The sequence below is a fragment of the Yinghuangia sp. YIM S10712 genome (assembly GCF_051388935.1).
Lineage (GTDB): Bacteria > Actinomycetota > Actinomycetes > Streptomycetales > Streptomycetaceae > Yinghuangia.
In genome coordinates this window covers 1-22,001 of sequence record NZ_JBPKBI010000003.1, presented here as the reverse complement: position 1 = coordinate 22,001, position 22,001 = coordinate 1, and the positions used below count along the sequence as shown (strand labels likewise).

The following is a 22,001-nucleotide window of genomic DNA, read 5'->3' as shown; positions in this document are numbered from 1 at the left end:
GCGATGCGCATAACGGTTCCGCGAATCCTCGGCGTTCTGGTGACCGCATTGATCGTCACGTACGCCTTCGTCCTCGCCCCCAAACTCGTCCACGAGAACATCGCCTCCGAGGCGCCCGGCGTCGGCCCCATCCCCGAGGAACAACCGCCGCCCACCTGGCTCGAACAGCGCATCCAGGTCGAGCCGACCCAGGTCTTCCCCGAAGCGGGGAAGACGTTTCTGGGGATCATGACGTCCCGCGGCTCCTACGACCTCGGGCCCGTCGACGAGTTCTCCGAGGCGGTGGAACGTGAGCCGCAGGTCCTCCAGTTCTCCGTCGGCTGGGCCGATTCGCCTTTCGACCGGCGCCTGTTCGACCAGGTGGCGAAACGCGGAATGATGCCCCTGTTGGCCTGGGAGCCGTGGGACTTCCGCAAGGAGAACCCGGTCGAGGAACTGCGCGGCCTCCAGCCCGAGTACGCGCTGACGAACATCATCTCCGGCAAGTTCGACGCCTACATCACGAGTTGGGCGCAAGGCGTCAAGGAACTCGGCTATCCGGTCGGTATCCGGTTCGCGCACGAGATGAACGGCTTCTGGTACCCGTGGGCCGCACAGGCCAACGGCAATACCGCCGACCAGTACATCCAGGCGTGGCGCCACGTGCACGACATCTTCACCGCCGCCGGCGCGACCGACGTCACGTGGGTGTGGAGTCCGAATCGCGACTACGAGAACGCCACGCCGCTCAAGTCGCTCTATCCTGGCGACGAATACGTCGACTGGGTCGGCCTGTCGGGCTACTTCGGAACCAAGGGTGTCGAGCAGTACAAGTCCTTCAATGAGATCTTCCAGCCGTCCGTGCGGCAGATAAGGGAGTTCACCAGCCGTCCGATCGTCGTCACGGAAACCGGAGCGGTGGACTTCGACGGCATGAAGGCCGCATGGATCACCGAGATGTTCCGGCAGCTTCCCGAGAACCCCGACATCATCGGTGTGATCTGGTACGAGGCACGCAAGGAAGACGAGGCGGACTGGCGGATCTCGGTGTCGGAAAGCGCGTCGACGGCCTATCGGGCCGGCATGTCGGCCCCGCGCTACGACCTGAAATGGACGGTGAACTCGACACCGCTGCGCGAACTTCCGCCCGCCGCGGGAGCGCCGCCGAGTGCCGGTCCTTCGGCGTCCCCGTCCGCGTCGGCCACGACGAAGCCGCCGACGACGAAACCGCCGACGACCAAGGCACCGACCACGACCACGAAGGCGCCGACGGGCGGGTCGACCACCAAGACCACCCGCCCCGCGTCCCGCACTTCCACGGCACGCGCCACCACGACCGGGAGTTGACCGTGCGGCTGAAGGCTTTGGCGGTCCTGGGGGTTGTGCGGGCCCTCTCGCGGGCTCTGCGGGTGCGGCACTACCCGCGGCTGAAGTCGCTGGCCCTGCGGTACCCCTTGCTCGCCGTGGTCTCCTGCGCCGTCGTCATCGCGTCGCTGGTCGCGTGGCTCGTGGCGCCGTCGGGCCCCGGGGAAGAGCAGCACATGGACGCCGCGGGCGCCGATCACCCGCCGCCGCCGGCCGTCATCGCGCAGGTGTTGCCGGAACCCGGTGAGCTGTGTTCCGACCAGGTCAACCGGCATCCGGCGCGCGAGGTCGCCGCCGGGCGGTACCTGGTCAACCCCAACGAGTGGAACGCCGTCGGGGGACTGTGCGTGCGCAGCGAGGGAGAGACCGACTTCCACGTGACGCAGAGCGGCGTGGCTCCGTCCACGATCGTGGACGCGCAGCGCGGCCCGGGCGCGTACGCGCACATCACGACGCCCCCGACCGGCGGCGCGCTGCCGATACGCATGGACCGGCTGCAGAATGCGACCAGCAGTTGGCGCTTCACGACCCCCGACGCGGGCACCTACAACGCCGCGTACGACCTGTGGTTCAGCAGCGTTCCGGGGCAGTGTTCGTTCACCGAGAGCGCCGAGCTCATGATCTGGATCGACAGCCGCAACAAGCAGCCCACCGGCGAGCGGACGGCGGTCATCCGCGTCGGAGACGCCGACTACACCGTCTACGAGGCGCCCAAGAAGAGCAGCCACACGCTGATCGTGTACTCCCGCAACGACCCGGCCGAAGCGGTCACCGAGTTGGACCTGCTCGCGTTCGCCACCGACGCGCAGCGACGCGGCTACGTGCCGCCGAGTTCGTCGCTGTGCTCGGTGCAGGCCGGCTTCGAGATCTGGGACGGCGGTGTGGGGCTGGCGACGGAGTCGTTCGGCTTCTCCGCTTCGGCCAGGCCGCCCACCGGGGCGGTCACCTCGGGCCTCCCGGGCAAATGCCTGGAGGTTCCCGAGGAATCCGAGCGCCCGATGATGGAGACCTGCGACGCGAGCGCCGCGCAGGAGTGGTCCCGAACCGAGCCGAACGCCCTGGCGCACGGCGGCACGTGCCTCCAGGCGGCGAAGTCCGGCGCGCTTACGCTTGTGGCGTGCACCGGCGCGCCCGCGCAGCAGTGGACGGCCGGCCCGTCCGGTGCGCTCGTCAACCCGGAGACCGGCCTGTGCCTCGACGCCGACACCGGCGAAGGCGCGGTCCGAGCGCGAGAATGCGACGGTTCCACGGAACAGTCCTGGCATCCGCCGGTGTGACCAGGGCGACTTGGGCAGCGCGTCACGGCGTCGTGCCGATGCCGCCGCAGGTGCTGCAATTTCCTTACACAGCCTGGTTGTTCGAGGAATGTTAGGATCTCGCGCCATGGAGATGGGAGGCAGGCCGAGCGGCTGGTACCAGGACCCTTCAGGGCGACCGAACTCCCAGCGGTGGTGGGATGGTTCAGCCTGGACGGAGGGCTATCGCAGCACCAGCGACCCCGCCGGCTCCCCGACGGTCTCCGCACAGGCGTCCGTGCCGCCCCCGGCGCCCCGTGAGCCCGAGGCGAATACCTCGGTGTTCCCGCCGGCCGCGTACGACACGCCCTCGTGGAACCAGCCGAGGCCTGTGCCGACTCCCGTGCAGTTCGAGGCGGTTGAGCCGGACAGGACCAAGAAGCGCGTCATCAGCATCGCCATCACCGTCGTGCTCGTCGTCGTGGCGGGCGTCGGCGGCTTCCTCATCGGGACGTCCGGCGACGACGGCAAGGAAGCCGACACCGCTTCGGCATCGGCACCGCCGCCCGCGGCGGGCGAAGCGTCCGCGCCGGTCGAAGCGCCCGCGCCGCCGGTCCCCAGCACCCCGGACCCCACCGGTCGGTGGAGGCTTGCCGACGGCCAAGGCACCACGGCAGCGGACGCGACGGGCAAACAACCGGCGACCGTGACGGGCAACGTGAAGTGGTCACCCGACCGAGGCGGGAGCATCGTCGTGGCCGGCGACGGCAGCCTCGGGACCGCGCGGGGAGTCGTCGACACGTCCAAGAGCTTCACGGTCGCGGCGTGGGCCAAAGTGTCCGCCACCGACGGCCACAAGACCATCGTCGCCCAAGACGGCGCCAAGACCAGCGGCTTCCTCCTGCACTACAACGGCGACGCGCACACCTGGGCCTTCGTCCGCACGTCGGAGGACTCGGGCAACCCGGCGGCTTGGTACACGGCGCTCGCAACGAGCCCATTCGCGAAGGACACCTGGACGCACCTGGTGGGCGTATACGACGCGGTGGCCGGACGCATCACGCTCTACGTCAACGGGGTGGCACAGAGCTCGACGGACGCTCCGATGAGCTGGAACGCGACGGGCCCGCTCACCATCGGGCGCTCGAAGAACAACTCCGACCTGTTCTCCGGCGGCATCGCCGACGTCGCGGTCTTCGACCGGGCGCTCACCGCCGAGGAGATCAAGTCGCTGCCGACCGATCCGGGCCCCGCGAACCCGCAGTAGCTCCCCGCACGCTTCGCCGTGTCGGCGAATAGTGCCGGGTCAGGCGGCAGCCGGGCCGTAGCCCGCGTAGGAGCCGGTGGCGGGCACGACCGGCACCCACAGCGTGACCTCGCCCGACCGCGCGAATCCGAATGTCACCAGGCGGGTGTCGCCGGCCTTGATGATGTTGTCCGCGTTCGGCAGCACCGCCGCGGTGTTGCCCTCGCCGCCGATCTGGAGCGCCTGGCCGGGGAGGATCCGGAGCTCGGGGGTGCTCGGGGCGGGGGTGATCGCCGCGTCCAGGGGGAGTTCGTTGACCGAGATGCGTTCGAGCCGGTCGACCTCGGTGCCCCCGTTGTAGACGTACGCGACGACCGCAAGCGGGCCGCCCTCCCCCACGGGACCGGTCACCAGTGCGATGTTCTGGAGTTTGAGGCCACCGAGAGCGGTCTCCGGGGTGTCCGGGCGGATCTGGAGCGTCTCGGCGTCCGGCCCGGCGCCGCACCCGCTCAGCACGGTGGTCGGGGCGGCGACGAGAAGCGCCGCGGCGAGGGCCAGACGGAAACGACGGGAGTGCGGCACGGCGTCTCTCCAACACACTCGGGCGGAACGGCCGGCCTGAGACGGGCAGGCGCGGACAATATGCCGCGACTATCCGCAAACGCCGAAAAGTATGTCTGCCGCATGGTGCGGGGCGGGTGAACGCCGCCGGGCGGCGTGCGGTGGCGGACGCACGACCGGCCGGGCGCCGCGCGGCGGGCGCCGGGAAGAGGGCGGGCGAGCGCGAAACCCGGCTGTCGTCCACGCCTGGTTCGGCGGCCGACGGTTGGTACCGGGGCTGGGGCTGACGTCGTGGGCACGGTCGCTCCGGGAGCGGGCCGCTTGTGTCGTCGGTGGCTCAGCTCGACGCGTGCTGCTTCACGATCGCGTCGATGTTCTTTGCCAGCTCGATGTCGAGCGCGGTGACCCCGCCCGCGTCGTGCGTGCTCAGCGTGAAGTGCAGGGTGCGCCACCGGATGTCGATGTCCGGGTGGTGGTTCATGTTCTCCGCGGCGACGGCCACCACGTCGACGATGCGGATCGCGGTCGGGAAATCCGGCGCCTGGACCGTGCGGCGGATCTGTTCGACGTCGCCCGACCATCCGTCGAGTGCGGCGATGGCGGCGAGAACGGCTGCTTCGTCCAAGATTTCGGGCATGCGTCGGAGGGTGGCCGCCCGTACGCCCGCCGGTCAAGCCCGACACGGCGCCGGAGTGCGCCTCCCCTGTTCGCCGAATATCCGGTCGGCCCCCCGAAAGCCGTACAGTGGACCGCCATGGCCCCCTCGGACGACTCCGCAGGCATCCCCGAGAACGACACCGTGATCGTCGTCGGGGCGGCGATCCTGCACGGCGGCCGGGTGCTCGCCGCGCGGCGCAGCGCACCACCGCATCTGGCGGGCGGCTGGGAGTTCCCCGGAGGCAAGCTGGAGCCCGGTGAGACCGAGGGCGAGGCCCTGGTGCGCGAGTGCCGCGAAGAGCTCGGGGTGTCGGTGCGGCCGGTGAGCCGTCTACCGGGCGCGTGGCCGCTCAATCCCGGGTACGTCCTGCACCTGTGGCACGCCGAACTGCTGGGCGGCGAACCGCGTCCGCTGGAGGACCACTCGGAGCTGCGCTGGCTCGGGCCGCTCGAACTGGACGACGTCGACTGGCTGCCGCAGGACCGCAGCGCCGTCGCGGTCGTGGCCCGCTTGATGGCCATCACTCCAACGGGCTAATCGGAAGTAAGGTGTGAAGCCTTGGATAAGCCATCATTCATCGGAAACGGCTCCGCAGCGACGTCGATGTGAGGGACCCGCGGTCACTATGGAGGAACAGCGCACCGAGCGGCTCTCCCGGAACGCGACGCCCAACTCGGTGGCGCCGGGAACCCTCTACGACCTGGTGCCGAGCGCCACGTGGGTGACCGACTCGGCGGGCAAGGTCATCATGTGGAGCCGCTCGGCCGAGCGGCTGTTCGGCTACTCGCGTGCCGAGATCCTCGGTCGCTGGGCTGGTGACCTGCTCGTTCCGCCGCTGGACGAGGCGGACCGCAACCACGTCAACCTCGACGCCGCCGAAGCGGAACTGGTCGGCGGGGTCTACCGCATGCGCCGTGCGGACGGCACGGTCAAGGACTTCGAGTCGCGCTCGGCGTTCGTCACCGGCGCGGACGGCAGCCGGTCGATCCTCGTCACCTCGGTCGAAGCCGACGCCCTGCACCGGGTCGAGGCGGACCTCGCGATCCGCGAGGCGTTGTTCGACCAGTCGCCGATCGGCGTCGGGATCTTCGACACCGACCTGCGTTACGTCGCGGTCAACCAGGCGCTCGCCAGGATGGACGGCGTCCCGGTCGCCGACCATCTCGGGCGCACGATCGACGAGATCATGCCCGGTATCGACACCGCTCGGGTGCGCACGATCCAGCAGCGCGTGCTGGACACCGGCGAACCGGTCGTCGACTCGCGGATCTTCGGCCCGATGCCCGCGGACGGCGGCCACCGCACGGTGTGGTCGATGTCGTACAACCGGCTTCAGGCACACAACGGCAAGATTCTGGGCGTCAGTTGCTCGCTCATCGACGTCACCGAGCGGCACTACGCGATGGTCAAGGTCGACGCGGCCCGCAAACGTCTCGCGCTGCTCAACGAGGCCGGGACGCGGATCGGGGCGACGCTCGACATCCCGCGCATCGCCGAGGAGCTGGCCGCGTCGGTGGTGCCGGGCTTCGCCGACCTCGCCGCGGTCGACCTGCTCGACGTGGTGATGTCCGGCGACGAGATCCCGCCGGGCGCGCACGGGGGCTCCACCGTGATGCACCGCGCGGCTTCACGGGGTGCGCGGCCGGGCCGCTTCGGGGACGAACTGCTGCCCAAAGGCTCGCGGTTGGTGTATTCGGCCGACTCGACGTTCGGCCGCTGCCTGCGCAGCGGCGGTTCCTACCTCGTGCAGAACATCCAGGGTGAGATGTACGAGGAGCTCATCCACGACAACGCCCGCGCCGCGTCCGCGCGCTCGCTCGGTGTGCACACGCTCATGGTCGTGCCGCTGAGCGCCCGCGGCATCGTGCTCGGCACGCTGCTGCTCGGCCGGGGCGAGGGTCGGCCGGCGTTCGATCCCGACGACCTGACACTGGCCACCGAACTCGGGGCGCGTGCCGCTGTGTCGGTCGACAACGCGCGGCTGTACCACCGCCAGCGCGAGACCGCGGTCATGCTGCAACGCAGCCTGCTGCCCCAGGATCTGCCGGAGATCCCCGGCATCGATGTCGCACACCGCTACCTTCCCGGCAGCCTGGTGACGGAGGTCGGCGGCGACTGGTTCGACGTGCTGCCGCTGTCCGGCGGGCGGATCGGGCTCGTGGTCGGCGACGTCATGGGCCACGGTGTGCACGCGGCGGCGGTGATGGGGCAGTTGCGCACGGCGGTGCGCACGCTCGCCGGGCTTGACCTGCCGCCGGCCGAAGTCATGGGCCATCTCGACGTCATCGTGGCGAGCCTCGGCGAACTCCATTACGCCACCTGCGTGTACGTCGTCTACGACCCGGTCGCGCGTACCTTCGAGTTCGCCAGCGCCGGGCACCTGCCGCCGGTCCTCGTGCCGCCCGACGGTGTCCCGATCGTCGTGGAGGCGCCGTCGGGAGCCGTCCTCGGGGTCGGCGGAGTCCCGTTCGAGCAGAAGGAGTTGCAGGTCGAGCCGGGCAGCGTGCTGGTGCTCTACACCGACGGCCTGGTCGAGACGCGCGACCGAGACCTGGACACCGGGATCGGGCTGCTGTGCGAGGCGGTCGCGGAACACCGGGGCCCGTTGGAGGAGGCGTCCGACGCGGTCATCGCGTCCCTGCACAAGGACCTCGGCTTCGACGACGTCGCCCTGCTGATGGCCCGGCTCGACGCGCTGCCCGAGGACGCGGTCGCCTCGTGGTGGCTGCCCGCCGAGCCGTCGGTGGTGGCCCGGGCGCGTGAGCTGACCCGCAAGACGATGCACGACTGGGATCTGGAAGTCCTGCTGGACGTCGCCGAGTTGCTGGTCAGCGAGCTGGTCACCAACGCGCTGCGGTACGGGGCCGGGCCCATCCGCCTGCGCCTGCTGCGCGGACGGGCGCTGCTGTGCGAGGTGGCCGACGCGGTGCCGGCACTGCCCCGGCTCCGCGAGGCCCGCGACACCGACGAGGGCGGTCGAGGCATGCAGTTGGTCACCACGCTCGCCGAGCGGTGGGGGAGCCGGAGGTCGGGCCACGGGAAGATCGTGTGGTTCGAACTCCAGCTCCCCACCAAGTAATCCGCACAGGGAGCCGCGGGTCAGGCGCGTCGGCGGATCTTGTTGCCGAGCCACACCAGCGGGTCGTACTTGCGGTCCGCGACGCGCTCCTTCATCGGAATCAGGGCGTTGTCGGTGATCTTGATGTGCTCGGGGCAGACGTCCGTGCAGCACTTGGTGATGTTGCAGTAGCCCAGCCCGTGTTCCTCCTGCGCGGCCTCCTGGCGGTCCGCGACGTCGAGCGGGTGCATGTCGAGTTCGGCGATGCGCATCAGGTAGCGCGGCCCGGCGAAAGCGGGCTTGTTGTCCTCGAAGTCGCGGATCACATGGCAGGTGTTCTGGCACAGGTAGCACTCGATGCACTTGCGGAACTCCTGCGAGCGCTCGACGTCCACCTGCTGCATGCGGTACTCGCCCGCGGCGAGGCCCGGCGGCGGCGTGAACGACGGCACCTGGCGGGCCTTGGCGTAGTTGAACGACACGTCCGTCACCAGGTCGCGGATCACCGGGAAGGTCCGCATCGGCGTGACGGTGATCGTCTCGTCCTCCGTGAACGTGCTCATGCGGGTCATGCACAGCAGCCGCGGTCGCCCGTTGATCTCCGCGCTGCACGAACCGCACTTGCCCGCCTTGCAGTTCCACCGCACCGCGAGGTCGGGCGCCTGGGTGGCCTGGAGCCGGTGGATGATGTCGAGGACCACCTCGCCCTCGTTCACCTCCACCGTGTAGTCGCGCAGCTCCCCGCTGTCCACATCGCCGCGCCACACGCGGAAGTTGGCCTTGTACGACATCAGTCCGTCTTCCCCTCGTCCGAGGCCGACTCCGACTCCGCCCGCGACTCGGCTTGCGGCGGCAGTTCCGCGTCGGTCAGATACTTCCTGAGCTCGTCGCGTTCGAACAGCGCGAGCAGGTCGGCGCGCATCGGTTCGGGGGTACGCCGCACCAGGTCCACGTGACCGCCGTCGGCGGCGAGCGTGCAGGCCAGCACCACCTTGCGCCACTGGGCGGACATCCCCGGGTGGTCCTCGCGGGTGTGCCCGCCCCGGCTCTCCTCGCGTTCCAGAGCCGCCTTCGCGATGCACTCGGAGACCAGCAGCATGTTGCGCAGGTCGATCGCGAGGTGCCAGCCCGGGTTGTACTGCCGGTGCCCCTCGACCCCGGCCTTCTCCGCACGCGCCTTGAGTTCCTCCAGGCGGGCCAGCGCCTCGGTCATCTCGCCCTCGCGCCGGATGATGCCGACCAGGTCGTTCATCGTCTGCTGAAGCTCCTGGTGGACCGAGTACGGGTTCTCCGCGCCGTCGTTGTTGAACGGCGCGACCGCCTCGGCCGCGGCGGCGTCGATCTGGACCTGGTCCACGCCGCCGCGTGCGTCGCCGCGTGCGGCGGCGTACTCGGCCGCGTGCAGACCCGCGCGTCGCCCGAAGACCAGCAGGTCGGACAGCGAGTTCCCGCCGAGCCGGTTGCTGCCGTGCATGCCGCCGGCCACCTCGCCCGCGGCGTACAGGCCCAGCACGCCCGGAGTGGCGGCGGTGTCCGGGTCCACCTCGATGCCGCCCATCACGTAGTGGCAGGTCGGCCCGACCTCCATCGGCTCCGCGGTGATGTCGACGTCGGCCAGTTCCTTGAACTGGTGGTGCATGGACGGGAGTTTGCGTTTGATGTCCTCGGCCGGCAGGCGCGTGGACACATCCAGGTACACGCCGCCGTGCGGGGTGCCGCGCCCGGCCTTGACCTCGGCGTTGATCGCGCGAGCGACCTCGTCGCGGGGCAGCAGCTCGGGTGGGCGGCGGTTGTTGTCCGGGTCGGTGTACCAGCGGTCGCCTTCCTCCTCGGACTGCGCGTACTTCTCCTTGAACACGTCCGGGATGTAGTCGAACATGAACCGCTTGCCGTCGGAGTTGCGCAGCACGCCGCCGTCCCCGCGCACCGACTCGGTGACGAGGATGCCCTTCACACTCGGCGGCCAGACCATGCCCGTCGGGTGGAACTGCACGAACTCCATGTTGATCAGCGACGCCCCCGCGAGCAGCGCGAGAGCCTGGCCGTCGCCGGTGTACTCCCACGAATTCGACGTCACCTTGAACGACTTGCCGATCCCGCCGGTCGCCAGCACGACCGCCGGGGCCTCGAACACCACGAAGCGGCCCGACTCGCGCCAGTAGCCGAACGCGCCGGTGATCCGGTTGCCGCCGCCCGGACCGTCGGCCGGCTCGGTCAACAGCCGGGTGACCGTAACCTCCTGATAGACCCTCAGCCGCGCCTCGGGGTCGCCGGTCTCGGCCTCGTCCTCCTGCTGGAGCGCGACGATCTTCTGCTGGAGCGTACGGATCAGCTCAAGGCCGGTGCGGTCGCCGACGTGCGCGAGGCGCGGATACTCGTGGCCGCCGAAGTTGCGCTGGCTGATCCGGCCGTCCTTCGTGCGGTCGAACAGCGCTCCCCAGGTCTCCAACTCCCAGACCCGGTCCGGCGCTTCCTTCGCGTGCAGCTCCGCCATGCGCCAGTGGTTGAGGAACTTGCCGCCGCGCATGGTGTCGCGGAAGTGCACCTGCCAGTTGTCGTTGCTGTTGACGTTCCCCATCGACGCCGCGATACCGCCCTCGGCCATGACCGTGTGGGCCTTGCCGAACAGCGACTTGCAGACCACCGCCGTGCGCATCCCCTGCGCGCGCGCCTCGATGGCCGCGCGAAGTCCCGCGCCGCCGGCCCCGATGACGACGACGTCGTAGCTGTGCCGTTCTACTTCGGACATGAAGCTCGGTGCCTTTCCTGGGACTTGAAACCCGGGACTCGGACCCGGGACGGGAACCCGGGACTCGGACCCCGGGGCCGGGACTAGAAGAAGCGCGGGTCGTCGAACGCGCCGGACGCGACGAGGTACACGTACAGGTCCGCGAGCGCGACGCTGAACAGCGACGCCCACGCCAGTTGCATGTGCCGGGTGTTCAGCCGGCTCACCATCTGCCAGTAGCGGTACCGCATCGGGTGCTTCGAGAAGTGCTTGAGCCGTCCGCCGATGATGTGCCGGCACGAGTGACACGAGATGGTGTACGCCCAGATCAGCAGCACGTTGGCGAGCAGCACCAGCGTCCCCAGGCCCATGTGCCCCCACGCGCCGTGCTCGTCGCGGAAGGCGATGATCACGTCCCAGGTGAGGATTCCGGCGACGATCACCGCGAAGTAGAGGAAGTAGCGGTGCGAGTTCTGCAGGATCAGCGGGAACCGCGTCTCACCGCTGTACTTGCCGCGCGGCTCGGGAACCGCGCACGCGGACGGCGAGGCCCAGAAACCGCGGTAGTAGGCCTTGCGGTAGTAGTAGCAGGTGAGTCGGAATCCGAGCGGGAAGATCAGAATGATCAGCGCGGGGGAAAGCGACCACCAGTCGCCGAAAATCGGCGCATTCGCGCTCAGCGGCATGCTGTCGCAGTTGGTGGACAGGCAAGGCGAGTAGAACGGCGAAACGTACGGCTCGGAGAAGTAGTCGTCGTTGGCGAAGGCCCGCCAGGTCGAGTAGATGATGAACGCGACAAGAATGGTGACCGTGGCGGCCGATCCCAGCCACCATCGGTCCGTGCGGAGATGCCGTTCCTGGATCTGAGCCCTGCCGGGCGCGGCGGTGCCGGTGGCCATGCGTGAATGCCCTTCTCGGCTGCGTGTTCGTGAGGTGTTCGGCGCGTCAGGAGCTCGGGGGCCGCGCCCTCGCGTCCGGGCCGGGCGGCAGCGGCATCCCGGCCCGAACACCGGGCGGCTACGGCCGTTGGGGCCGCATGCCGCCGATCCCCTCGTCGTCGGCGTCCGCGAACAACCCCGGGTCATAGGGGAGTTCGGAGAGCGGTTCGAGGTCTGTCCGAGGCTGCGGCGGTCCGGTGCGGATGGCGCGCGGGGTGTGCTCGGCCAGCAGCGCGAGGGAGTCGCGCAGCCGCTCGACATCGCCGCAGACCCGGCGTATGTCGAGTGTGTTGCCCACCCGGCTGCGCACCGAGCGCAGCACGCGGTCGAGTTCGTCCAGCTTCCGCCGGGCGCGGATCAGGTCGTCGTCAACGGTCGCCGTCATGTCGCGCGCTCACCCCCTGGTCGCCGGCCCCGCGTCGTCGGGGGACCGGTTGGTCGGTGTTGCGGACGTGCCTGTTCGCGTCGTACCGGGCATGCCGCATCGCCGTCGCGGCCGTATGCGGTGCGAACCCCGGAAGTGTGGCGCGATCAGGGAAAGATTGGAAAGTGGTATGGCGATCTTTTTCGCGGGCACCGGTCGAATTCCCCCACCCGGGGGACCACAGAAGCAATCCCGGCCCGGGTGGCGCGCTCCGGGACCGACCGGATGGTCAGGAATCGCCGATCAAGAAAAAGGATCATCCGCCGATCGCCGGACGACCGCCGATCGATCATGAAGAGCCCATCAATTCATGATCGGAAAATCCACGAAGTGCGTGAGGTCGGTCGGTGGGCACCGCGGAAAACCCGTCGGAACCGGCCGCACGGCTTCGCGCCCGAGGCCGGTCCCACGCCGACGCACACGCCGGCCACCACGACGACACGCAACGTCGGGTCCGGCGCACGTTCCGAGCGTCCCCGGGCGGTTCTCAGTCCTCGCGCAGTGTCGCGGCCGGGCTTGATTCGATCCGTGCGCGCGTGGCGGCGATGCGCGGGCGGCCGGGCAGCACGCGTTCGGCATCGACGAGGGCGCGCCGGGCGCCGTCGATGTCGCCGGCCGCACACGCGGCCAGCGAGAGGGTGCACAGGGCGTCCGCATAACCCGCGGGAGTGCCCTGCTTCTCCTGCCGCACCGCCGCCTGCGCGGCCCGCACGCCCTTGGCGGTGTCGCCGTGCAGCACCAGCAGAAGGGGGTGCTGCTCTTCCTCGTCGGCGAACTTGAGCAGCATGCCGGAGGGGTGCACGTAGTAGTCGGTCGGCGCGGCAAGGGCTTCCTCGGCGGCGGCCAGGTTCCCGGCGAGCGGAACGACGCCCATCACCAGCGCCTGCACCATCACCTCGCCGAAGAGCGTGCGGGCGGTGTCCCACTCGGGATGGCCGGAGTGCAGCCGGTGCAGATACGACCGGGCGATCTCGGCCGCGCCGGCGTCGTCGGCCTGCGCCTCGGCGGCCAGCACCTGCGCGTAGGTGCGGTACGGCTCGCCCTCGGGCCCGTCCGGCATCAGGTCGGCCAGCTGCACGACTTTCGCGACGTCGCCCGCGCCGTACGCCTCCGTGATGCGCTCGTGCAGCATGCGTGCGCGGGCGGCGGACTCGGACTCGACCGGCGCGGGGGGTACGTCGTCGTCCGGGCCGGGAAGGTCTTCGGGGAGCCCGGGGTGCGGCCTGCCGAACGCGCCGCCGAAGGGGTTGCCCGGACCTCCGCCCGCGGGCCCGGGGCCGCCCGCGCCGTTCGACGGCTCGCGCGGATCCGCGCCGAACGCGCCGTCGGAGCCGGAGCCGTCCAGGCCGCGATCACCGCGCCGGGCCGACCAACGCCGTCGCATCCGCTCGCTGAAGGATTCACTCACACTGCCGATTGTGCCTTGGTCCCCGCGGCTCGCCGTCGACGCACCGAGTCCGCAGCTTCGGCGGGGGGTCGTGCTGCTGTGCGTTTTCTCCGGAAACGTCTTCGAAGGTCACTCTCTCTTGATGGTTCGCGGGTCACCGGGTGGCGAAAGCCAAGCCTTCGGGCTGCTTAATCCCTGCGGTGGCAGGCCGAGAACACGCGCATCGCGGGCTTGGGGCCCGCCGTCACCGAGAGTGGCCCGGAGGCGTGAAGCCTGCGTGGAGCCGGTGGAAGACCCGGGGTTTTCCGGGCAATCGGCGTCGAAGCGCGGACCGTGGTGTCTGCCCGAAAGGGTCGGGAGAAGACCTTCCGATCGGAAACATCCGGAATACCGAGAGTCGTTGGGGCTCAGGGCAACGGCAGGAGTCACACCTCCGCAACCCCCGGGGGGCGGGCCCGCCCCGTACCATGGGGGGTGCCGCGGCGGACCGGCCCGGCTTGCATCCCGGCATATCCGGCGGAACCGGACATTCAAGGCTGTCGGATGCGACGTCCCGAGCCCAACGGAAGCCCGTAAACGCATGCCCACGCGCAACGACATCCGCAACGTCGCCATCGTCGCCCACGTCGACCACGGGAAGACGACCCTGGTCGACGCCATGCTCAAGCAGGCCGGCGCCTTCAGCGCACACCAGCAGGTCGACGACCGGGTGATGGACTCCAACGACCTGGAGCGCGAGAAGGGCATCACCATCCTCGCGAAGAACACCGCCGTCAAGTACCACCCCAAAGACGGCGGCGACCCCATCACCATCAACATCATCGACACCCCGGGCCACGCCGACTTCGGCGGCGAGGTCGAGCGCGGCCTGTCGATGGTCGACGGCGTGGTGCTGCTCGTGGACGCCTCCGAAGGCCCCCTGCCGCAAACCCGTTTCGTGCTGCGCAAGGCGCTGTCCGCCAAGCTGCCGGTCATCCTGTGCATCAACAAGGTGGACCGGCCCGACTCGCGGATCGCCGAGGTCGTCGACGAGACGTACGAGCTGTTCATGGACCTCGACGCGACCGAGGACCAGATCGAGTTCCCGATCGTGTACGCCTGCGCCCGCGACGGCATGGCGTCCCTGGCCCGGCCCGACAACGGTGCCACGCCGGACAACGGGGACCTCCAGCCGTTCTTCCAGACGATCCTCGACACCATCCCCGCGCCGACGTACGAGGAGGGGGCGCCGCTCCAGGCCCACGTCACCAACCTCGACGCGTCGAACTTCCTCGGCCGCATCGCCCTGTGCCGCGTCCACAACGGCACGATCCGCAAGGGCCAGCAGGCCGCGTGGTGCCGGCACGACGGCAGCATCGAGCGCGTGCGCATCACCGAACTGCTGATGACCGACGCGCTGGAGCGCAAGCCCGCCGAGCAGGCCGGGCCCGGCGACATCATCGCGATCGCGGGCATCCCCGAGATCATGATCGGCGACACCATCGCCGACCCGGAGGACCCGCGCCCCCTGCCGCTCATCACGGTCGACGAGCCCGCGATCTCGATGACCATCGGCACCAACACCTCGCCGCTGGTCGGCAAGGGCGGCAAGGGCCACAAGGTCACCGCGCGCCTGGTGAAGGACCGCCTCGACAAGGAGCTCGTCGGCAACGTCTCGATGCGCGTGCTGCCGACCGAGCGGCCGGACGCGTGGGAGGTCCAGGGCCGCGGCGAGCTGGCGCTGGCGATCCTGGTCGAGCAGATGCGCCGCGAGGGCTTCGAACTGACCGTCGGCAAGCCGCAGGTGGTCACCAAGACCGTCGACGGCAAGGTGCACGAGCCGTTCGAGCGCCTGACCATCGACGCGCCGGAGGAATACCTCGGCGCGATCACGCAGCTGCTCGCGACCCGCAAGGGGCGCATGGAGACCATGACCAACCACGGAACCGGTTGGATCCGCATGGAGTTCGTGGTCCCCGCCCGCGGACTCATCGGCTTCCGTACGGAGTTCCTCACCGAGACGCGCGGCACCGGCATCGCGCACAGCATCCACGACGGTTACGAGGCGTGGGTCGGCGAGCTGCGCACGCGCAACAACGGCTCGCTGGTGGCGGACCGTTCGGGCGTGGTGACCGCGTTCGCGATGACCAACCTCCAGGAGCGCGGCACGCTGTTCGTCGAGCCGACCATCGAGGTGTACGAGGGCATGATCGTCGGCGAGAACAGCCGCTCCGACGACATGGACGTCAACATCACCAAGGAGAAGAAGCTCACCAACATGCGCTCGTCGACGGCGGACGAGACGGAGAAGCTGATCCCGCCGCGCAAGCTCTCGCTTGAGCAGGCGCTGGAGTTCTGCCGCGAGGACGAGTGCGTCGAGGTGACGCCGGAGACGGTCCGCATCCGCAAGGTGGTCCTGAACCAGCAGGAACGCGCCCGCGCCGCCTCCCGCGCCAAGCGCTCCTGAGAGCGCGACGGCCGCAGTTTCACGAGCCCCCGCCACCCGCCGACGCGGGGGGCGGGGGCTCCGCCGTGTGGCCACCGCTCAGCAGCGCGCGTCCGAGCCCCCGCACGGCGGCGACCCCTCCCGGCTGCGGTAATCGCCCGGGTCATTCCGGTGCCGATCATTCTCCCGATCTTTGTGTTCTCGCATCGGGTGCGTTTCGCGGTAATTCCCGGAATGATCTTTTCCGCCCGGCCCGCATGATCGAATATCGCTGATCGAATTCCGGTGCGGCATGCGGCGGGCGACCGGTCGGCAGGCGGCCCACACTATGGACCCGGCATCGGGGGTCATTTTCCGCATCAATACCGGCAAACCGTGCACTCTACGCGCGACAATGATCAACTCGTCGTCTCTTGACCGGACACTGCCCTCCGGTCAGCGGGTAATCCGCCATTCCGGTTGGCGGTCAATTTGTTGGAGTTCGTCACCGAATAGGGGCAATGGCGGGGTCAGGCTTAATCGAAAAGAAACAGTGCGGCTATGGATGTAGATCACCGGTAGTCGGATAGTTGCGCTTGCGTCCGAGTCGCTTTTTCCGGCCTGCTCCGCACGTCCTCCGGGCGCGGGCGTGATCTTTTCCTGCGCGTCGGGAGGGGAGTCCGCCGGCCGCAATCTCCCTCCCTCTTTTCTGTCCCACAAGAGACTCCGAGGAGGCAGACCGTGCGTGGATCTACGCGCGTGAAGTTCGGCGCGGCCCTGGCCGCGATGGCCCTCGCCGCCACTGCCGCATGCAGTACCGACAGCGATGATCCGGAGCCCGACGCCTCCGCCCCGGCGGGCGCCGGCAAGAAGGGCGGGTCGATCACCGTCCAGCTCGGGGAGCCCCAGCACGGCCTGGTTCCCACGAACACCTCGGAGAGCGAGGGCAACGAGGTGCTCAACGCCCTCTTCGCCGGGCTCGTCGACTACGACATCGACACCAACAAGCCGGAGAACCGGGTCGCGGAGTCGATCACGAGCACCGACAACAAGACCTGGACGATCAAGATCAAGCCCGACTACACCTTCCACAACGGCGAGAAGGTGACCGCGAGTTCGTTCGTCGACGCCTGGAACTACGGCGCGAACCAGAACAACGCGCAAGAGGCGATCCCGTTCTTCGACAAGATCGAGGGCTCCGAGGAACTCGCGCCGGGGGAGGGCAAACAGCCCACCGCCGACAAGCTCAAGGGGTTGAAGGTCGTCGACGACACCACCTTCGAGGTCACCCTCAAGGTGCCCTTCGCGCAGTTTCCGACGATGCTCGGCTACAACGCGTACTACCCGATGCCGAAAGCCTTCTTCGCCGACCCCAAGGCCTTCGACGACGCCCCCATCGGCAACGGCCCGTTCATGATGGACGGCAAGTGGGAGCACAACCAGCACATCAAGGTGAAGCGTTACGACGCCTTCCCCGACCACGACGGCGACGCCCTCCTCGACGCGGTGACGTTCAAGATCTACGAGAAGCTGGACACCGCGTACAACGACCTGCGCGCCGGCGCGATCGACATCACCGACAAGCTGCCGGTCTCCGCGATGGCCACGGTCCAGAAGGACTTCCCGGGCCGGACCTCCAGCGTGGCCGAGTCGTCGATCGGCTACATCGGCTTCCCCATCGCCACCAACCCGGAGTACGCCAACCCCGATCTGCGCAAGGCCATTTCGATGGCGATCGACCGCAAGACGCTCAACGAGAAGATCTTCAGCGGGACCCGTCCGCCCGCCGACGACTTCGTCAGCCCGATCATCCCGGGCTACCGCCAGGGCGTGTGCGGCGAGGCGTGCACCTTCAACCCGCAGGCGGCGCGGGACCTCTACGCCAAGGCAGGCGGATTGCCCGGCAACAGGCTCGAAATCGGCTACAACACCGACGGCGGCCACAAGGACTGGATCGAGGCCGTCGGCAACATGCTCAAGGAGAACCTCGGCATCGAGGTGACGCCGCGCCCGTTCGAGAAGTTCGGGGCCATCCTGGACGCGCTCGACGAGAAGCGGTACTCCGGCGCCTTCCGCATGGGCTGGATCATGGACTACCCGTCGATCGAGAACTACCTGCGGCCGATCTTCAGCAAGATCGCCATCGACAACGGCTCGAACCACGCCGGCTACGTCAACGAGCAGTTCGAGGCGGCGCTCGCGGCGGCCGACGTCAAGCAGGGGGATGAGGGCATCGCCGCGTACCAGGCGGCCAGCGACATCCTGCTGAAGGAACTGCCGTACATCCCGGTGTTCTTCTACATGAGCTCGAACGCCTGGTCGGACCGGGTGACCAACGTCAGGATCGACGCGCAGAACCGCATGCGCCTCGACCTGGTGTCGCTCAAGTAGCCGTCCGCCACCGACACGGCGGCCGAGGACCGGGGCGTCTCCCGACGGATCCGGTCCCCGCCCCCCGTCCCGGAGCACCGCCGCGCCCGCGCTCCGGGGCACCGCCCCACCGGGAGGGCTCGTGTACCGCTATCTCGTGCGTCGGCTGCTCCAGGCGATCCCCGTCCTGATCGGGACGACGCTGCTCATCTACACCATGGTGTACTTCCTGCCGGGCGACCCCGCGCGGGCGATGGCCGGGGATCGCCGCCAGGATCCCGTCGTCGTCGAGATGATCCGGGAGAAATACCACTTCGACGACTCGTTCCTCAGCCAGTACTGGAACTACCTGACGGGGATCTTCCAAGGCGACTTCGGCACGACCGTACGAGGCCGCGCGGTCGGCGACATCATGGCCGAGCGGTTCCCCTGGACGATCAACCTCGCGGTGACGGCCCTGGTCATCGAGGCCGTCGCCGGCATCGTCGCGGGCATCTTCGCCGCGCTCAACCGGGGCAGGTTCTTCGACAACCTGGTGCTGATCGTCACGCTGATGATGATCTCGATCCCGACGTTCGTGACCGGCTTCATCATGCAACTGCTGGTCGGCGTCGAATGGCAGATCCTCCCCGTCTCGTTCAACGAGCACGACGGGTTCAAGGCGTACATCATGCCGGGCTACGTGCTCGCGACGCTGTCCCTCGCGTACGTCACCAGACTCATGCGCACCAGCCTGGCCGAAACCATGCGGTCCGACTACGTCCGCACGGCGGTCGCGAAGGGCCTGCCGCACAGCCGCGTCGTGATGCGGCACGGCGTCCGCAACGCGTTGATCCCGGTCGTCACCTTCCTGGGCGCCGACCTGGGCGCGCTGATGGGCGGCGCGATCATCACCGAGCGGATCTTCAACATCCCCGGGGTGGGCGGGCAGTTGGCCCAGTCGGTCTACCTGCGCGAACGCCCCGTCGTCATCGGCATGGTCACCGCCCTGGTGCTCATCTACATCGTCGGCAACCTCCTCGTCGACATGCTCTACGCCGTTCTCGATCCGAGGATCCGCTATGACTGACATCCAGGGGAGCGCGTCGGAGCCGTCCACCGGCAAGGCCGCCGACGAAGTCGCGGCGTCCGGCCGGGCCGGCGGCGGAGCGGACGAGCGCGTCGGCAACCTGTGGTCGGACGCGTGGTACGACCTGCGCCGCCGCAAGATGTTCATCGCGTCGGCGTCCGTCATCTTCGTACTGCTGCTGATCGCGGCGTTCCCGCAGTTGTTCACCGACCACAACCCACGCGACGCCGGCGCCTGCAAACTCGTCAACTCGCTGAAGGATCCCAGCGGTTCGCACTGGTTCGGGTACGACGTCCAGGGCTGCGACGTCTACACGAAGGTCATCTGGTCGACCCGCAACTCGATCGTCGTGGGCTTCTCCACAGTCGTCCTCGTCACCGTCGTCGGCGGCGTCCTCGGCCTTGTCGCGGGCTACGTGGGCGGGTGGGTCGACGGACTCCTGTCGCGCTTCGCCGACATCTTCTTCGCGATCCCGCTCATGCTCGGCGCGATCCTCGCACTCGCCGTCATCGGCAAGGGCGACGCGCTGACCGTGGCCCTCATCATGGCGGCCCTGGTCTGGCCGAAGATCTTCCGGCTGATGCGCGGTGCGGTCATCGCGAACAAGCACAACGACTACGTCGTGGCGGCACGGGCACTGGGCGGCGGGACACTGCGGGTGACGTTCCGTCACATCCTGCCCAACGCGATCGCCCCGGTGCTCGTGTACGTGACCATCAGCCTGGGCGAGTTCATCGCGGCGGAGGCGGCACTGTCGTACCTCGGCGTCGGTATTCAGCCACCCGGCATCTCTTGGGGCCTGATGATCAGCGACGCGCAGGAGCGCTTCCTGCAGGCTTCCCACCCGCTGCTGTTCCCGTCGCTGTTCCTGAGCGTCACGGTCCTCAGCTTCATCCTGATGGGCGACGCCGTGCGCGACGCCCTCGATCCGAAGAACCGATAGGGGGGCGCGGTGACGACCCACACCACCGAACCGGTGCTCATCGAATCCGACGCCGCCCTGCTCGAAGTCGACGACCTGCACGTGGAGTTCCACACGCGCGACGGCATCGCCAAGGCGGTCAACGGGGTTTCGTTCCAGGTGCACGCCGGTGAGACGCTCGCGGTGCTCGGCGAGTCCGGGTCCGGCAAGTCGGTGACCGCGCAGGCCGTCATGGGCATCCTCGACACACCGCCCGCCAGGATCTCCCGGGGGGCGATCCGTTTCCGCGGCAGGGACATGCTGACGATGAGTCAGGACGAGCGGCGCCGGATCCGGGGCCGGCACGTCGCGATGATCTTCCAGGACGCGTTGTCCGCACTGAACCCCGTGCTGTCGGTGGGCAAGCAGCTCGGCGAGATGTTCCGCGTCCACCGCGGCATGTCCCGGCGTGAGGCCAAGGCCAAAGCGGTCGATCTGATGGACCTCGTGCGCATCCCGGCCGCCAAGGCACGCGTCGACGACTACCCGCACCAGTTCTCGGGCGGCATGCGCCAGCGCATCATGATCGCGATGGCGATGGCCCTGGAGCCGGACCTGATCATCGCCGACGAGCCGACCACGGCCCTCGACGTGACGGTCCAGGCCCAGGTCATGGACCTGCTCGCGGCCCTGCAACGCGAGTTCCACATGGGCCTGATCCTCATCACCCACGACCTCGGCGTCGTCGCGGACGTCGCCGACAACATCGTCGTGATGTACGCGGGCCGCATCGTGGAACGCGCCCCCGTCCACGCGCTCTACAAGACCCCGGCGCACCCGTACACCATGGGCCTGCTCGACTCGATACCCCGGCTCGACCACAAAGGCCGCGACTTGGCCGCGATCAAGGGACTGCCGCCGAATCTGCTGCGTATACCGGCGGGTTGCGCGTTCCACCCGCGCTGCCCGTACGCGCGCGACGTGTGCCGTACGGAGCCGCCGCCGCTGCACGCGGTCACCGGCACGGGAGTTGCGGCGCATCGCGGGAGCGCCTGCCACTTCTGGAAGGAGGCGCTCGATGGCACCATCGGCCGATGAACCGCAGGGTGCGGAGACAGTGGAGGTGGTGAAGGCAGCGGAGACGGCGGGACCGGCCGAGACTGCTGCGCCGAGCGTCCCTCGCACGGAGCCCGTCCTCCAAGTCAAGGACCTGGTCAAGCACTTCCCGCTCACCCAGGGCATCCTGTTCCAGCGCCAGGTCGCCGCGGTCCAGGCCGTCGACGGGGTCTCGTTCGACCTCCACAAGGGCGAAACGCTGGGCCTGGTGGGGGAATCCGGCTGCGGCAAGTCCACCGTCGCGAAGCTGCTGATGAACCTGGAGCGACCCACGCGCGGCGAAGTCCTCTACAAGGGCGAGGACATCTCGCGCCTGTCCGGCCGCGCCCTCAAGGCGGTCCGCCGCAACATCCAGATGGTGTTCCAGGATCCCTACACGTCCCTGAACCCGCGCATGACCGTGGGCGACATCGTCGGTGAGCCCTTCGCGATCCACCCGGACGTGGCCCCCAAAGGGCAGCGGCGCAAGAAGGTCCAGGAACTGCTGGACGTGGTCGGCCTGAATCCGGAGCACATCAACCGGTATCCGCACCAGTTCTCCGGCGGTCAGCGGCAACGGATC

At 69.0% G+C, this 22,001-nt stretch carries 18 protein-coding genes; 11 read left to right on the top strand and 7 right to left on the bottom strand.

The window, feature by feature from the left end:
- The first annotated feature begins 3 nt into the window (after positions 1-3).
- From ACRX5W_RS09415 to ACRX5W_RS09405, 3 genes are all read left to right on the top strand, one after another.
- Positions 4-1,326: a glycoside hydrolase family 26 protein gene (locus ACRX5W_RS09415; RefSeq protein WP_436787553.1), complete on the top strand. Its 1,323-nt coding sequence runs from the start codon at positions 4-6 to the stop codon at positions 1,324-1,326.
- A 194-nt stretch (positions 1,327-1,520) separates the two neighbouring features.
- Complete coding sequence (locus ACRX5W_RS09410) at positions 1,521-2,621, top strand: ricin-type beta-trefoil lectin domain protein (protein ID WP_436788024.1); 1,101 nt, start codon at positions 1,521-1,523, stop codon at positions 2,619-2,621.
- A 106-nt stretch (positions 2,622-2,727) separates the two neighbouring features.
- Positions 2,728-3,846, top strand: coding sequence for a LamG-like jellyroll fold domain-containing protein (locus tag ACRX5W_RS09405; protein WP_436787552.1), 1,119 nt, complete (start codon positions 2,728-2,730; stop codon positions 3,844-3,846).
- 39 nt (positions 3,847-3,885) lie between these two features.
- Here the strand turns inward: ACRX5W_RS09405 and ACRX5W_RS09400 are convergent, their stop codons facing one another.
- Both ACRX5W_RS09400 and ACRX5W_RS09395 read right to left on the bottom strand, forming a co-directional pair.
- Entirely contained in the window at positions 3,886-4,407 is a 522-nt protein-coding gene (locus ACRX5W_RS09400; protein WP_436787551.1) for a hypothetical protein, read from the bottom strand.
- Between the two features lie 316 nt (positions 4,408-4,723).
- Positions 4,724-5,023, bottom strand: a complete 300-nt coding sequence (locus tag ACRX5W_RS09395; RefSeq protein ID WP_436787550.1) for a 4a-hydroxytetrahydrobiopterin dehydratase — start codon at positions 5,021-5,023, stop codon at positions 4,724-4,726.
- A 117-nt stretch (positions 5,024-5,140) separates the two neighbouring features.
- Here ACRX5W_RS09395 and ACRX5W_RS09390 point away from each other — a divergent pair, with 117 nt between their 5' ends.
- Complete coding sequence (locus tag ACRX5W_RS09390; protein WP_436787549.1) at positions 5,141-5,581, top strand: (deoxy)nucleoside triphosphate pyrophosphohydrolase; 441 nt, start codon at positions 5,141-5,143, stop codon at positions 5,579-5,581.
- 88 nt (positions 5,582-5,669) lie between these two features.
- The gene (locus tag ACRX5W_RS09385) at positions 5,670-8,123 is read left to right on the top strand and encodes a SpoIIE family protein phosphatase (RefSeq protein ID WP_436787548.1); all 2,454 of its coding nucleotides are present in this window, start codon (positions 5,670-5,672) and stop codon (positions 8,121-8,123) included.
- 20 nt (positions 8,124-8,143) lie between these two features.
- Here the strand turns inward: ACRX5W_RS09385 and ACRX5W_RS09380 are convergent, their stop codons facing one another.
- The 5 genes from ACRX5W_RS09380 to ACRX5W_RS09360 form a co-directional block, all read right to left on the bottom strand.
- A complete protein-coding gene (locus ACRX5W_RS09380; protein WP_436787547.1) occupies positions 8,144-8,893 on the bottom strand; it encodes a succinate dehydrogenase/fumarate reductase iron-sulfur subunit in 750 nt (249 codons plus the stop codon).
- On the bottom strand, positions 8,893-10,851 hold the full coding sequence (locus ACRX5W_RS09375; RefSeq protein WP_436787546.1) for a fumarate reductase/succinate dehydrogenase flavoprotein subunit: 1,959 nt from the start codon (positions 10,849-10,851) through the stop codon (positions 8,893-8,895). The genes ACRX5W_RS09380 and ACRX5W_RS09375 overlap by 1 nt, the downstream gene beginning before the upstream one ends.
- A gap of 83 nt (positions 10,852-10,934) precedes the next feature.
- Entirely contained in the window at positions 10,935-11,729 is a 795-nt protein-coding gene (locus ACRX5W_RS09370) for a hypothetical protein (RefSeq protein WP_436787545.1), read from the bottom strand.
- A 118-nt stretch (positions 11,730-11,847) separates the two neighbouring features.
- Entirely contained in the window at positions 11,848-12,153 is a 306-nt protein-coding gene (locus tag ACRX5W_RS09365; RefSeq protein WP_436787544.1) for a hypothetical protein, read from the bottom strand.
- A 526-nt stretch (positions 12,154-12,679) separates the two neighbouring features.
- Positions 12,680-13,600: a hypothetical protein gene (locus ACRX5W_RS09360; protein ID WP_436787543.1), complete on the bottom strand. Its 921-nt coding sequence runs from the start codon at positions 13,598-13,600 to the stop codon at positions 12,680-12,682.
- Between the two features lie 559 nt (positions 13,601-14,159).
- Between ACRX5W_RS09360 and typA the strand changes: the two genes are divergently transcribed.
- From typA to ACRX5W_RS09330, 6 genes are all read left to right on the top strand, one after another.
- The gene (gene typA / locus ACRX5W_RS09355) at positions 14,160-16,025 is read left to right on the top strand and encodes a translational GTPase TypA (protein ID WP_436787542.1); all 1,866 of its coding nucleotides are present in this window, start codon (positions 14,160-14,162) and stop codon (positions 16,023-16,025) included.
- Positions 16,026-16,724: 699 nt separating this feature from the next.
- The gene (locus tag ACRX5W_RS09350; RefSeq protein WP_436787541.1) at positions 16,725-18,374 is read left to right on the top strand and encodes a peptide ABC transporter substrate-binding protein; all 1,650 of its coding nucleotides are present in this window, start codon (positions 16,725-16,727) and stop codon (positions 18,372-18,374) included.
- A 121-nt stretch (positions 18,375-18,495) separates the two neighbouring features.
- A complete protein-coding gene (locus ACRX5W_RS09345; protein ID WP_436787540.1) occupies positions 18,496-19,422 on the top strand; it encodes an ABC transporter permease in 927 nt (308 codons plus the stop codon).
- The gene (locus tag ACRX5W_RS09340; RefSeq protein ID WP_436787539.1) at positions 19,415-20,365 is read left to right on the top strand and encodes an ABC transporter permease; all 951 of its coding nucleotides are present in this window, start codon (positions 19,415-19,417) and stop codon (positions 20,363-20,365) included. Before ACRX5W_RS09345 ends, ACRX5W_RS09340 begins: the two co-directional genes overlap by 8 nt.
- 9 nt (positions 20,366-20,374) lie before the next feature.
- Positions 20,375-21,421 (top strand): ABC transporter ATP-binding protein, encoded by a 1,047-nt coding sequence (locus ACRX5W_RS09335; protein WP_436787538.1) that lies wholly within the window; start codon positions 20,375-20,377, stop codon positions 21,419-21,421.
- A partial coding sequence (locus ACRX5W_RS09330) for an ATP-binding cassette domain-containing protein (protein ID WP_436787537.1) occupies positions 21,402-22,001 on the top strand: 600 nt, incomplete at its 3' end. The genes ACRX5W_RS09335 and ACRX5W_RS09330, both read left to right, overlap by 20 nt.

Bases quoted from the DNA above. Each gene is read 5' to 3' on its own strand.
- ACRX5W_RS09385 (WP_436787548.1), top strand. From the start codon at position 5,670: ATGGAGGAACAGCGCACCGAGCGGCTCTCCCGGAACGCGACGCCCAAC.
- ACRX5W_RS09390 (WP_436787549.1), top strand. From the start codon at position 5,141: ATGGCCCCCTCGGACGACTCCGCAGGCATCCCCGAGAACGACACCGTG.
- ACRX5W_RS09405 (WP_436787552.1), top strand. From the start codon at position 2,728: ATGGAGATGGGAGGCAGGCCGAGCGGCTGGTACCAGGACCCTTCAGGG.
- ACRX5W_RS09380 (WP_436787547.1), bottom strand. From the start codon at position 8,893: ATGTCGTACAAGGCCAACTTCCGCGTGTGGCGCGGCGATGTGGACAGC.
- ACRX5W_RS09415 (WP_436787553.1), top strand. From the start codon at position 4: ATGCGCATAACGGTTCCGCGAATCCTCGGCGTTCTGGTGACCGCATTG.
- ACRX5W_RS09370 (WP_436787545.1), bottom strand. From the start codon at position 11,729: ATGGCCACCGGCACCGCCGCGCCCGGCAGGGCTCAGATCCAGGAACGG.
- ACRX5W_RS09365 (WP_436787544.1), bottom strand. From the start codon at position 12,153: ATGACGGCGACCGTTGACGACGACCTGATCCGCGCCCGGCGGAAGCTG.
- typA (WP_436787542.1), top strand. From the start codon at position 14,160: ATGCCCACGCGCAACGACATCCGCAACGTCGCCATCGTCGCCCACGTC.
- ACRX5W_RS09395 (WP_436787550.1), bottom strand. From the start codon at position 5,023: ATGCCCGAAATCTTGGACGAAGCAGCCGTTCTCGCCGCCATCGCCGCA.
- ACRX5W_RS09340 (WP_436787539.1), top strand. From the start codon at position 19,415: ATGACTGACATCCAGGGGAGCGCGTCGGAGCCGTCCACCGGCAAGGCC.
- ACRX5W_RS09375 (WP_436787546.1), bottom strand. From the start codon at position 10,851: ATGTCCGAAGTAGAACGGCACAGCTACGACGTCGTCGTCATCGGGGCC.
- ACRX5W_RS09410 (WP_436788024.1), top strand. From the start codon at position 1,521: ATGGACGCCGCGGGCGCCGATCACCCGCCGCCGCCGGCCGTCATCGCG.